Source organism: Streptomyces sp. NPDC090025, from assembly GCF_044748125.1.
In the GTDB taxonomy this organism is placed as follows: domain Bacteria; phylum Actinomycetota; class Actinomycetes; order Streptomycetales; family Streptomycetaceae; genus Streptomyces.
Map to the genome: position 1 here is coordinate 567,452 of NZ_JBIVFL010000002.1, position 12,287 is coordinate 579,738.

The window sequence follows — 12,287 nt, forward strand, 5'->3', positions numbered from 1 at the left end:
GTGGAGCGGCTGCGACGGGTGCGGCGACGCGGGTGAGACGGGTTGGTAGGGCGGTGGGACGGGTGGAGCCGGTGATTCGGGTGGAGCGGGGGTTACGGCAGGTTGCGGGCCATCACGATGCGCTGGACCTGGTTCGTGCCCTCGTAGATCTGGGTGATCTTGGCGTCGCGCATCATGCGCTCGACCGGGTAGTCACGGGTGTAGCCGTAGCCGCCGAGCAGCTGGACGGCGTCGATGGTGACCTCCATGGCGACGTCGGACGCGAAGCACTTGGCGGCGGCGCCGAAGAAGGTGAGGTCGCCGTCGACCCGCTCGGACTTGGCGGCGGCGGCGTAGGTCAGCTGACGGGCCGCCTCCAGCTTCATCGCCATGTCGGCGAGCATGAACTGGACGCCCTGGAAGTCGGCGATCGGCTTGCCGAACTGCTTGCGCTCCTTGACGTAGCCCTTGGCGTAGTCGAGGGCGCCCTGCGCGATACCGATGGCCTGGGCGGCGATGGTGACGCGGGTGTGGTCGAGGGTCTTCATCGCGGTGGCGAAGCCGGTGCCCTCGGCGCCGATCATGCGGTCGGCGGGGATCCGCACGTTGTCGAGGTAGACCTCGCGGGTCGGCGAGCCCTTGATGCCGAGCTTCTTCTCCGGCGCGCCGAAGGAGACGCCCTCGTCGGACTTCTCCACGACGAAGGCGCTGATGCCCTTCGAGCGCTTCTCCGGGTCGGTGACCGCCATGACGGTGTAGTACTCGGACTCACCGGCGTTGGTGATCCAGCGCTTCACGCCGTTGAGGATCCAGAAGTCGCCGTCGCGCACCGCGCGGGTCTTCATGCCGGCGGCGTCGGAACCGGCGTCCGGCTCGGACAGGCAGTACGAGAACATCCCGTCGCCCGCGGCGAGCGGCGCCAGGTACTTGTGCTTGAGCTCCTCGGAGCCGGACAGGATCACCGGGAGCGAGCCGAGCTTGTTCACGGCGGGGATGAGGGAGGAGGAGCCGCAGACCCGGGCGACCTCCTCGATCACGATCACGGTGGCGAGCGCGTCGGCCCCGGCGCCGCCGTAGGTCTCCGGCACGTGCACCGCGTGCAGGTCGTTGGCGACCAGCGCGTCGAGCGCCTCGCGCGGGAAGCGGCCCTCCTCGTCCACCTCCGCCGCGAACGGGGCGATCTTCGCCTCCGCGAGCGCGCGCACCGACTCGCGGAGCATGTCGTGCTCCTCGGACGGGCGGTACAGATCGAAGTCCTTGGCGTCGTGGGCCATGGTTCGGAGCTCCCCTAGCATGATGTGGCACTGAGTACCCTCAGCAAAACACACTCAGTGCCACAGGCGCTAGTGGTCACGCCGAGCGGCCCGGACGACCCTCCACGAGGACGTCCGGGCTGCTCGGCCGGGAACCCCCGCTAGCGCGCTCCGCCACGCGGCCGCGTGGTCACCACCACGGCCGCCGCGAGCAGCACCACGTTCTTCACCACGAACTCCCCGACCATCGTCAGGAGCAGCGGGTTCGCGTGGTCGAAGGCGGCGTGCGGGGTGAGCACAAGCACCGCGAAGGTGCCGAGCAGATGGCCGCCGAGCACCGGGAGCAGCGCGCCCTGGGCGCGGCCCGAGAGCAGCCAGGCGCCGAGCGCGATCTCCGCCCAGCCGAGCGCGGGGACGAACCAGCCGCCGGTGTCGAACGGCATCACGTCCACCACGAGCCGCGCCGCCGGGCTCAGCCCGATCGCCTTCAGGACCCCGAACCAGACGAACACGCCGCCGAGCCCGCCGCGCAGCAGCAGCAGGCCGTAGCGGTGCAGCCGGGGGGCCAGTCGGTCGAAGAGCCCGTCGAACCGGGGCGCGGGGGACGAGGGGGTCGTACGAGGCGGTCTCACGTGCGAGGAAACGGACATGCGCGGCCACTCCAAACGGATCGGTGCGTGATCGGTGAGGTCTTGCCGGACGAGGGGTGCGATCACCGGTCCGGCGGCCGGCGGCCCGTGTCGCCCGCCCGGGGGACCGGGCGCGACAGGGTGGCCGGGATGACCGGGCGGACCCGAGTCCTCGGGTCGGCGGTGCGCTGGCGCTGACGTACGGGACACCGGACCCGGCGGGGCCGGACCCGGTCCCGTGCTCGCTGGGGTGCCCCGGCCCGGGTGCGGGCCGGGAACCCGGGCCGGGGCACCGGGGCCGACCGACGTCGGCCCCGGCCGGCCGTGGGGCCGGTTCGGGTACTCGGTGCTGCCGTGGCCGAGTGCCCTGACCGTCCCGCGGCCGTGGTGGTGGTGTGCGGGGGCGGGCCCGCGGCTCCCGCGGGGTGCGGGCCGCGGCCCCCGGCCGTACGGCCCCGGCCGACCGGCCGTCCACGGGCGGTACGGCGGCTCCCGCCGCCCCCGCGCCGCCCCGCGCCTCGGGCAGGCACGGCCGGGCCGGGTCCCGCAGGTCGGCCTGCGGGGCGTGGGCGGGGGAGGTGGTCGGTGGGGCCACGTTAACCGGGCGCCGCCGCCCCGGCCCACGCCCATCGCTTCCTTGCATGACTCCGATGGAAGAAGCCGATCGGGCGTTGCCCCGCGCGATCAATTCTCGCCAGTGTGAGGGCAGTTCGAGCTTCTGTTTGATCCGCTCCGGCCACGCCAGGCATAGCCGCGCACGGCACGCGACCCCGCGAAGGAAACCAGGGATGTCTCTGCGACCCGCCTCACCCGCCCTCACCAGCCCCGCCGCGCCCACCCGGCGCCGGGTGCTCACCGCCTCCGCCGCCGCGGCCGGCGCCTTCGCGCTCGCCTCCGCCGGCGGCACCGCCTGGGCCGCGCCCACCCACCAGTTCGAGGCGGAGACCCGCACCGGCCGCCGCGCCCCCGGCGCCGCGGGCGAGCCCAGCGTCGTCGTGCGCTGGAACCAGGCGACGATGGACGCGATCCTCGGCCGCTACCAGGCCGCCGGGAACCGCTTCGGCCCCGCCACCGTCAACGCCCGCATCCTCGCCATCGTCCACAACTGCGTCTACGACGCCTGGGCCTGCTACGACCGCGTCGCCTCCGGCACCCGGTTCGGCGGCTCGCTGCGCCGCCCGCGCGCCGAGCGCACCCTCGACCACAAGAACGAGGCCGTCAGCTACGCCGCCCACCTCGCCCTCCTGGAGTTCTTCCCGGAGTACAAGGTCGCCATCGACTCGATGCTGCGCAGCCTCGGCTACGACCCCGACCTCACCGCCCCGCGCCGGGGCACCCCCGCGTGGATAGGCCGCCGCACCGCGCAGGCCGTCCTCGACTACCGGCACGGCGACGGCGCCAACCAGCTCGGCACCCCGCCGTACGCCGACACCACCGGCTACGTGCCCAAGAACCCGCCGCAGATCGCCGGGGCCTACGACCCCTCGATCGTGGTCGCGCCCGAGCACTGGGCGCCGCTCGTCGTCGGCGGCAAGCTGCAGAAGTACCTCACCCCGCAGTTCGCCGTGATGAAGCCGTTCGCGCTGCGCCGCCCCGACCAGTTCACGGTCGCCGCGCCGCCCGCGTACCCCTCGGTCCGGATGACCGCCGCCGTCGAGGAGCTCCTCGCGATCTCCGCCGCCCTGACCGACGAGCAGAAGTGCATCGCCGAGTTCTGGCTCAACGACGACGTCACCCCGCCCGGCGCCCAGCAGATGTGGGGCCGCTTCGTCTCCGCCCGCGACGGCTACGACATCGACGAGGACGCCAAGCTGTTCTTCGGCCTCAACATGGCCGAGTGCGACGCCGCCATCGGCTCCTGGGCCGTCAAGCGGGACTACGACTTCGCCCGTCCCTCCACCCTCATCCCGTACGACCGGCGCGGCCAGCAGGTCCGCTCCTGGGGCGGCCCCGGCCACGGCACCGTCACCATGGACGGCGTCGACTGGCAGGCGTACGTGGCGGTCCCGCCGTTCCCGGCGACCGTCTCCGGGCACAGCACCTTCTCCGGCGCCGCCTCCGAGTTCCTGCGCCGTTTCACCGGCACCGACGCCTTCGGCGACTCGTACCGCTTCAAGGCCGGCACCTCCACCGTCGAGCCCGGCCTGACCCCGCACACCGATGTCGTCCTGACCTGGTCCACCTTCAGCGAGGCCGCCCACCAGGCCGGCATCTCCCGGGTGTACGGCGGCATGCACTGGAGCTTCGACAACGAGCCCGGCATCGAGATGGGCCACAAGATCGGCAAGGTCGTCCACCGCCAGGCCATGTGCTACTTCAACGGCGCGCACTGAGGACCGAGGAGCGACAGCGTGAGCAACCAGACCCCGACCCAGACCCCGGCGCCCAGCGCGCCGAAGGGCGGCAGCGGCGCGCCGCCCTTCCCCGGCCCCAGGCCCGCCCTGCTCGGCACCCTCACCACCGTCGTCTCGCTGCTCGTCCTCGTGGCGCTCGGCAAGGCCACCGGGCACATCCTGATGATCGCCCCGCTGGCCGCCACGGCGATGATCATCTGCTCCACCCCGGCGCTGCCGCCCGCGCAGCCCCGCGGCGTGGTCCTCGGCCAGCTCGGCTCCGGCGCCCTCGGCCTGATCGCCGTCGCCCTGTTCGGGCACTCGCTGTGGACCGCCGCGGTCGCCGCGGGCCTCAGCGTCGGCCTGATGCTGCTGCTGCGGGCCGTGCACGCCCCGGCCGCCGCCACCGCCGTCCTGGCGGTCCTCACCGACCCCCAGCCGGTCCGCTTCCTGGTGCTCCTCGCCATCGGCAGCGTCCTGCTCGTCCTGATCGGCCTGATCGCCTCCAAGGCCGGTGCGATCGCCAAGTACCCGACCTACTGGTGGTGAGGAGACCGATGAACCCGACCGACCGCGATACGCTGCTCGTCGGCGCCGACCGGATCCAGGAGCACCTGAAGGACCCGGCCGCCGACCCCACGCTCGTCCTCGTCGAGATCACCGACGGCGGCAACGACGGCGGCGGCCGCCCCGGCCGCATCCCCGGCGCCGTCCGCCTCGACTGGTCCGGCGACCTCCAGGACCCGGTACGGCGCGATGTCATCGGCCCCGAGGCGTTCGCCGCCCTGCTCGGCCGGCACGGCATCACCGCCGACCACACCGTCGTCTTCTACAGCGGCAACAACAACTGGTGGGCGGCGGCCGGATACTGGCAGTTCCGGCTGTACGGACACCGGGAGCTGCGCCTCCTCGACGGCGGGCGCGCCCGCTGGGAGGCCATCGGCGGGGCGCTCGACACCGACGCGCCGGTCCGCACCGCGACCGACTATCCGGTGCCCGCCGGTGCCGACGAGTCCATCCGGGCCCGCCGCGAGGACATGCTCGACCACATCGGCCGCCGCACCCTGCTCGACGTGCGGTCCGTCGAGGAGTACCTCGGGCACACCAACACCCCGCCGGGCGTCCCCGACGACATCGGGGTGCGCTGCGGCCACGCCCTGTCCGCCGAGCACATCCCCTGGCACACCGCCATCGACGCCGACGGCACCTTCCGCACCGAGGCGGAGCTGCGGGCCGCGTACGGCGGGCTCGACGCCGAGGTGCCGACCGTCGTGTACTGCCGGGTCGGCTGGCGCTCCGCGCACAGCTGGTTCGTGCTGCACGAGCTGCTCGGTCTCACCGACGTCCGCAACTACGACGGCGCCTGGCGGGAGTTCGGCTCCCTGATCGGCGCCCCGATCGTCAAGGGCCCCGAGCGGTGGGGCCCCGATCCCATCCCGTCCATCGTGCCGCAGCGCACGTCATCGGAGGTCACCGCCCGTGCCTGACGTCACCGTCTTCCGCGATGTGCTGCGCAACGGCTTCGAGCAGACCGACCTGCCGTGGGTGCCGTGGACCGAACCCGGCCGCGTGGGCGTCGAGTTCGTCGTCCTGTGGGGCCCCGGCGACGCGGGCGAGGAGGACTCGGCGAGCCTGCTCCTCCGCTTCCCGCCCGGCGCGCACGGCGACTTCCACGAACACCTGGGCCACGAGCTGATGCTGGTCCTCGACGGCACCCTCGACCACAGCGACGGGCGCCGCTTCCACCGGGGCGACCTGGTGATCGAGGAGCCCGGCACCCGCCATCAGATGTCCAGCGAGACGGGCTGCACGGTGCTCGCCGTGCGCGCCCGCCCGGCGTCCGCCCGTACCCCCGAAGCCGGTGAGATCACCACCGGCGTCGGCGCGGGCCTCGCCGACCCGGCCCCGGCGGCCTGACGGCGCCGGAACCGAGGCCCGGTCCGGGAGTGCGTCAGGGCCTCCCGGACCGGCGCCCCGGCGGCCTGCCGCCGTCGGGCCAGGCGCCGGGCGCCGGGTACGACCGCGGCCACCGGGCCGCCACCGCCACCACCCCGCGTGAGCGGGCCGCCCCCGCCCGAAGGGCCGGTCCGCCGCGGCACCCCGCACCTCCGCGACACCCCGTGCACCCTTCCGAGGGGCCCGCGTACCGTACGGGCCGCCGCGTCGCGTCCGTACGTGCCCCGCGCCGCCCCGTACCGGCGTATGCGAAGCCTCCGTACCGCCGTACGGGCGCGCCCACCGCACCGCGCCCCACCCGCACCGCTCGTCCCACGGCCCGCCCGGCCCACCGGTCACGGCCCGCCGACCCGCGCCCGACGGGCCGGCGCCGCAGCCCCGTGGCCCGCACACCTTCGCATCCGCACCGTCACTGGAGACCCGCCATGCCTGCCATGCACAGCTTGCCCAGTACCGAGCCGTCCCGTCGGGTGCTGCTCACCACCGGCTCCTCGGACGCGCACACCTGGAACCTGGTCTTCCTCCAGCTCTTCCTGGAGGAGCACGGGCACTCCGTGCTCAACCTCGGGCCCTGCGTGCCCGAGCGGCTGCTTGTGGACACTGCCCGGATGACCAGCCCCGACCTCGTCGTGGTCTCCTCCGTCAACGGCCACGGACACCAGGACGGACTGCGGGCCGCGCGGGCGCTGCACCAGGACGAGGACACCCGGGGCATCCCCATGGTGATCGGCGGCCTGCTCGGCATCTCGCCCGAGGGCGCCGAGGAGCGCACCGCCGAACTCCTCGCGGCGGGCTACGACGCCGTCTACTCCGACGGCACCGAACCCACCGCGCTCCTTCGCCACCTCGGCCGGCTCGAAGCGGTCGTCGAGGAACGTGCCGAGGCGAGAGGCGCGTGTACCGGGCGGGCCGCGGCGTGACGCTCTCCGGACAGCACCCGTCGCCGTCCCCGCACCCGCGCCCGTCGTCCCGCCCGCCCGCACCGCACCCGACGTCCCCGAAGGCGTCGTCGGTGTCGTCGGTGTCGGCGGTGTCCACGGTCACCACCGCGGACCTCGGCACCTTCGTCCAGGAGGCCGCCGCAGCGGGCGAGTTGGTGGTCCAGCCCCGGATGGGCATGGTGTCGCCGGAGGAGATGGCCGCCGGTGTCGCCGCCGTCGCCGCGCTCCCCGAGCGCACCGTGGCGACCCTCACCATCGACAGCTACACCCGCGTCGGCGACCACGCCGCCGCCACCGCCGCGCTGCGCACCGGGCGGCCGCTCAACGGCTTCCCGATCGTCAGCCACGGCCCCAGGATCGCCGCCCGCACCGCGGCCGCCGCGGGCCGCCGCACCCCGGTGCAGGTCCGGCACGGCTCCGCCGACCCGATGGCGATCTTCCGCACCATGGTCGCCGCCGGGCTCACCGCCAGCGAGGGCGGCCCGGTCTCGTACTGCCTGCCCTACGGCCGCACCCCGCTCGCCGAATCCGTCGCCGCCTGGCGCGACTCGGTGCAGTTCCTCACCGAGGAGAGCCGCGCGCACGGCCGCCGGGCCCATCTGGAGTCCTTCGGCGGCTGCCTGCTCGGACAGCTGTGCCCGCCGTCGATGCTGGTCGCGGTCTCCGTCCTGGAGTGCCTGTTCTTCGTCCAGAACGGCGCCCGGAGCGTGTCCCTGTCGTACGCGCAGCAGACCCACGCCGCCCAGGACGTGGGCGCGCTCGCCGCGCTGCGGATCCTCGCCGACGAACTGCTGCCGCCCACCGTCGACCGGCACATCGTGCTCTACACGTACATGGGCGTCTATCCGCGCACCGTGCCCGGTGCCCGGCTGCTGCTGCGCCGCAGCGCCGAACTCGCCGTGCACGGCGGCGCGCAGCGGCTCATCGTGAAGACCGAGGTGGAGGCCCACCGGATCCCGACGGTCGCCGAGAACCTCACCGCCCTGTCCGTCGCCGCCGACGCGGCGCGCGGCGCCCGCGCCCGGCCGCGCCCGGTGCCGGGCGCCGGCCCGGGCGGGCCGGCCGGCGGCGACACCGAGGAGATCCTGGCCGAGGCCAGGGCGCTGGTGACCGCGGTCCTCGCGCTCGCCGACGACCTCGGGCTCGCGCTCCTGAAGGCGTTCGACCGCGGCCTGCTCGACGTGCCGTTCTGCCTCCACCCCGACAACCGGGGCGACGTGCGGTCGACGGTCGCCCCGGACGGCCGGCTGCAGTGGACCGATCTGGGGTCGCTGCCGCTGCTCACCACCAGCCGGAGGACCACCCCGATGACCTCGCGCCAGCTGTCCGGCATGCTCGGCCGGGTCTCCCGCGAGCACGACGCGGCGGCCGAGACCGCGCCGCCGCCCGACCCGGCGCCGCTCGCCACCCCCCGGTGCCTGGCCGACCCGGCCGCCGACCCGCTGCGGATCGCCCTGGTCGGCATGGGCCCGCGTGGCCTGTCCGTCCTGGAACGGCTCGCCGCCCGCTGCGCCGAACGCCCCCCGGCCCGCCGCATCGAGGTGTTCGCGATCGACCCGCACGAACCGGGCGCGGGCCGCATCTGGCGTACGGACCAGTCGCCCTGGTTCCTGATGAACACCCCCGCCCAGGAGGTGACGATGTTCTCCGGGCCCGCCGACGACGGCCCGCACCGACCCGGCGCGGGCCCCACCCTCGGCGAGTGGTGGGCCGCGGACGACCCCGATCGCGCCGAGCCGCAGGGCTACGCGCCGCGCGCGGTCTACGGCCGCTACCTGGCCCATGTGATGCGGCGGATCGAGGAGACCCTGCCGCCGTGCCTCACCGTGCACCGGGTCCCGGCCCGGGTGATCTGCGCCGACCGCGCCGAGGGCGGCGACGCCCACCGGCTGCGGCTCGACCGCGGCGACGTGCTCACCGCCGACCGGGTGCTGCTCGCCACCGGACACCCCGACAACGAACTCGACCGGCAGCAGGAGGAGTGGCGGGCCTTCGCCCGCGACCACACCACCCCGGCCCGGCCGCTGCGGTACGTGGCGGGCGGCTCGGCCCTGGAGATGCCGCTCGCCGACATCCCGGCCGGGGCCCGGGTCGGCGTCATCGGCATGGGCCTCACCTTCTACGACATCGTCGCCGAACTGACCCTCGGCCGCGGCGGCACCTTCACCGACGGCGGCGACGGCCTGCTGTACCTGCCCAGCGGCAAGGAGCCGCGGATCCTTGCCGGTTCCCGGGCCGGGGTGCCGCTGCTCACCCGCGGCGTGAACCAGAAGGGCCCCGAACACCGCTACCGGCCCGTCCTGTTCACCCCCGAGCGGATGGCCAGGACCCGCGCCGAGCACGCGCCGCTCGACTTCGAACGGCTGGTGCTGCCCTGGGTGCTCGCCGAGGTCAACCTGGTGCTGCTCGCCACCCGGATCCGGCAGGTCCACGGCCCGGACGCGGCACGGGAGTTCACCGAGCGGGCCGAGGAGGCACTGGCCCTCGCGCCGGACCTCGACGTGCTGCGCGGACTCGCCGCGGGCTACCGCGTCGACCCGCAGCCGCTCACCCGGCTCGGCGTGCTCGCCCGGCCGTTCCACGACCGGCGCTTCGGCTCACCGGCCGAGTTCCACAAGGTGCTGTGCGAATGGCTGCGCGCCGACCTCGGCGACGCCCGGCTCGGCAACGCCGACGGGCCGATGAAGGCGGCGGCGGACGTGCTCCGCGACGTCCGGCAGACCATCCGCAACGTGGTGGACTTCGGCGGGCTCACTCCCGAGTCGCACCGCTGGTTCCTCGCCGAGTTCGGCCCGGTCGCCGCCATGGTGTCGACCGGACCGCCGCAGCTGCGCTCCGAGCAGTTCCTCGCACTGCTCGCCGCCGGGGTGCTCGACCCGGTGGGCCCCGGCGTCCGGTTCGGCACCGACCCGGTCGCGGGCCGGTTCACCGTCGAGTCGGCGCAGGTGGAGAACTCGTGGGCGGAGCTGGACGTCCTGGTGGACGCCCGGCTGCCGAGCACCGACATCACCGCCGACCGCGACCCGCTGATCCGCGGGCTGTACGCGGACGGCCTGGTCCGCCCGTTCGTGAACGCCGACGGGTCCACCGCCAGGGGCGGCGAGTTCCGCACCGGCGGGATGGACTGCACGGCCGCGCCGTTCCACCCGGTCGGCACGGACGGCGCCCCGGACCCCACGGTCCATGTGCTCGGCATCCCGAGCGAGCACACCCGCTGGTTCACCCAGGTGGGCAGCGGCAGGCCGGGCCCCTGGGGGTCGTTCACCAAGGACGCCGACGCGATCGCCGAGGCCCTGGTGGGGGCGGCGGGATGACGGCGACCGTGCCCAGGCCGCGCGACGGCCATGAGGAGGACGACCACGGCGGCCGCGCGGGCCACGAGGGTTACGCGGGGGAGGCCGGGCCCACCGGGCGCTTCGCGCACCGCAGGACGGCCGCCCACGAGGAGTACCGGGCGGCCCGGGACCTGCTGCTGCGGCTGCGCGGCGACCGGGAGGCGGCCACGGCCGCGTTCCGGTGGCCCAGGGCCGAGCACTTCAACTGGGCGCTGGAATGGTTCGACGTGGTCGCCGAGGGCAATCGGCGCACCGCCCTGGAGATCCTCGGCGCCCCCGCGCCGGACGGCTCCGTGCCGGTCGTCGACCGGGTGAGCTTCGCCGAACTGTCCGCCCGTTCCGACGAGTTGGCGGTGACCCTGGCCGCTGCCGGGGTCGGCCGGGGCGACCGGGTGCTGATCCTGCTCGGCACCCGCGCCGAACTGTGGGAGACCCTGCTCGGCTGCGTCAAGCTCGGCGCGGTGGTGGTCCCCGGCTACCAGGACCTCACCCGCGACGAGGCCGCCGACCGGATCGTCCGCGGCCGCATCCGGCACGTGATCTGCGCGCCCGGGCTCGTCCGCCTCGTCGGCGGCCTGACCGGCGACGCGGCCGTGCCCGGGATCCGGATGGCACCGGGCGCCGCGGGGGTGCCCGGCTGGCTGCCGTACCCGGACACCCGCGATCCGCGCACCCGCCGCCCGTTCACCCCGGACGGGCCGACCACCAGCGCCGACCCGTCCTTCTGCTACTTCACCTCCGGCACCACCTCGCTGCCCAAGCTGGTCGAGCACTCGCACGCCGGATACGCCGTCGGCCACCTCTCCAGCCTGTACTGGAGCGGCCTGCGCCCCGGCGACCGGCACCTCAACCTGTCCGCGCCCGGCTGGGCCAAGCACTCCTGGTCCAGCTTCTTCGTGCCGTGGACGGCCGGCGCCACCGTCGTCGCCCCGCCGGACGGCGGGCTGCCGCCCGAGCTGCTGCCCGGGGTGCTCGCCACCCAGCGGATCAGCAGCCTGTGCGCCCCGCCCAGTGCCTGGCGGGCGATGCTTCCGCACGTCACGGCGGGCCGGGGCGCGCCCCGGCTGCGGGAGGCGACGGCGGCGGGGGAGCCGCTGACCGCCGAGGTCACCGACCGCATCGAGGCGGCCTGGGGGGTACGGGTCCGCGACGGCTACGGCCAGACCGAGGCCACCGCCCTGATCGGCCGCGCCCCGGACACCCCGGCGCCGCTCGCGCCGCTCGGCCACCCGCTGCCGGGCTGGCGGATCGTGCTGCGCGACCCGGAGACCGGCGAACTCGGCGAACAGGGCGAGGTGTGCGTCGATCTGACGGACCGTCCGCCTGGCCTGATGCGCGGCTACGCCGACGTGTCCGACCGGCAGGACCGGACCGCCGAGGCGTTCGCGGACGGCCTCTACCGGACCGGCGACCGGGGCGAGCGCCGCGCGGACGGCTCGATCCGGCTGCTCGGCCGGATCGACGAGGTGTTCAAGTCGTACGGGCACCGGATCTCGCCCATGGAGATCGAGGCGGTGCTGCGCGGCCACCCGGCGGTCGCGGACGCGGCCGTCGTCCCGTGCCGGGACGAGCGGGGCGGACTCGCCCCGTACGCCGTGGTGGAGACCGTGGGGCCCTGCGAACCCGCCGTCCTTGAGCGGGAGTTGATCGAGCTCGCGGCGCGCCGCCTGGCCCCGGTCTTCGTCCCGAAGGGCGTCGGCCTGGTGGACCGGCTGCCGCGCACCCGCTCGGGCAAGGTCAGGCGCGGCGAACTCCGCCCGGATGGCGGGGTGTTGTAGCCGAGTCGCGCGCCAGGGGCCCCGCCTTCGGGCGGGGCCCCGGCCGTTTCCGGGACTTCGGCCGTTCCGGGACTTCGGTCCTT

The 12,287-nt window shown here is 74.9% G+C and carries 9 protein-coding genes; 7 read left to right on the forward strand and 2 right to left on the reverse strand.

What is annotated here, in order from left to right; genetic code table 11:
- Nucleotides 1–92: 92 nt before the first annotated feature.
- Nucleotides 93–1,253: an acyl-CoA dehydrogenase family protein gene (locus tag ACIPXM_RS08465; protein ID WP_401653323.1), complete on the reverse strand. Its 1,161-nt coding sequence runs from the start codon at nucleotides 1,251–1,253 to the stop codon at nucleotides 93–95.
- 140 nt (nucleotides 1,254–1,393) lie between these two features.
- A complete protein-coding gene (locus ACIPXM_RS08470; RefSeq protein WP_401653325.1) occupies nucleotides 1,394–1,882 on the reverse strand; it encodes a hypothetical protein in 489 nt (162 codons plus the stop codon).
- A gap of 767 nt (nucleotides 1,883–2,649) precedes the next feature.
- Here ACIPXM_RS08470 and ACIPXM_RS08475 point away from each other — a divergent pair.
- The 7 genes from ACIPXM_RS08475 (at nucleotide 2,650) to ACIPXM_RS08505 (ending at nucleotide 12,204) form a co-directional block, all read left to right on the forward strand.
- Nucleotides 2,650–4,194, forward strand: coding sequence for a vanadium-dependent haloperoxidase (locus ACIPXM_RS08475; RefSeq protein WP_401653326.1), 1,545 nt, complete (start codon nucleotides 2,650–2,652; stop codon nucleotides 4,192–4,194).
- 18 nt (nucleotides 4,195–4,212) lie between these two features.
- Nucleotides 4,213–4,743: an HPP family protein gene (locus tag ACIPXM_RS08480; protein ID WP_401653328.1), complete on the forward strand. Its 531-nt coding sequence runs from the start codon at nucleotides 4,213–4,215 to the stop codon at nucleotides 4,741–4,743.
- 8 nt (nucleotides 4,744–4,751) lie between these two features.
- The gene (locus ACIPXM_RS08485; protein WP_401653329.1) at nucleotides 4,752–5,681 is read left to right on the forward strand and encodes a sulfurtransferase; all 930 of its coding nucleotides are present in this window, start codon (nucleotides 4,752–4,754) and stop codon (nucleotides 5,679–5,681) included.
- Nucleotides 5,674–6,111: a cupin domain-containing protein gene (locus ACIPXM_RS08490; protein WP_401653331.1), complete on the forward strand. Its 438-nt coding sequence runs from the start codon at nucleotides 5,674–5,676 to the stop codon at nucleotides 6,109–6,111. The genes ACIPXM_RS08485 and ACIPXM_RS08490 overlap by 8 nt, the downstream gene beginning before the upstream one ends.
- 473 nt (nucleotides 6,112–6,584) lie before the next feature.
- Nucleotides 6,585–7,070 carry a cobalamin B12-binding domain-containing protein gene (locus tag ACIPXM_RS08495; protein WP_401653333.1) on the forward strand — a complete coding sequence of 162 codons (486 nt, stop codon included), beginning with the start codon at nucleotides 6,585–6,587 and terminating at the stop codon, nucleotides 7,068–7,070.
- A gap of 92 nt (nucleotides 7,071–7,162) precedes the next feature.
- Complete coding sequence (locus tag ACIPXM_RS08500; protein ID WP_401653335.1) at nucleotides 7,163–10,405, forward strand: FAD/NAD(P)-binding protein; 3,243 nt, start codon at nucleotides 7,163–7,165, stop codon at nucleotides 10,403–10,405.
- On the forward strand, nucleotides 10,402–12,204 hold the full coding sequence (locus ACIPXM_RS08505) for an acyl-CoA synthetase (protein WP_401653337.1): 1,803 nt from the start codon (nucleotides 10,402–10,404) through the stop codon (nucleotides 12,202–12,204). Before ACIPXM_RS08500 ends, ACIPXM_RS08505 begins: the two co-directional genes overlap by 4 nt.
- Nucleotides 12,205–12,287 lie beyond the last annotated feature (83 nt).

Excerpts from the sequence above, each read along its gene's own strand:
- ACIPXM_RS08475 (WP_401653326.1), top strand. The coding sequence starts at position 2,650 with ATGTCTCTGCGACCCGCCTCACCCGCCCTCACCAGCCCCGCCGCGCCC.
- ACIPXM_RS08505 (WP_401653337.1), top strand. The coding sequence starts at position 10,402 with ATGACGGCGACCGTGCCCAGGCCGCGCGACGGCCATGAGGAGGACGAC.
- ACIPXM_RS08485 (WP_401653329.1), top strand. The coding sequence starts at position 4,752 with ATGAACCCGACCGACCGCGATACGCTGCTCGTCGGCGCCGACCGGATC.
- ACIPXM_RS08465 (WP_401653323.1), bottom strand. The coding sequence starts at position 1,253 with ATGGCCCACGACGCCAAGGACTTCGATCTGTACCGCCCGTCCGAGGAG.
- ACIPXM_RS08470 (WP_401653325.1), bottom strand. The coding sequence starts at position 1,882 with ATGTCCGTTTCCTCGCACGTGAGACCGCCTCGTACGACCCCCTCGTCC.
- ACIPXM_RS08495 (WP_401653333.1), top strand. The coding sequence starts at position 6,585 with ATGCACAGCTTGCCCAGTACCGAGCCGTCCCGTCGGGTGCTGCTCACC.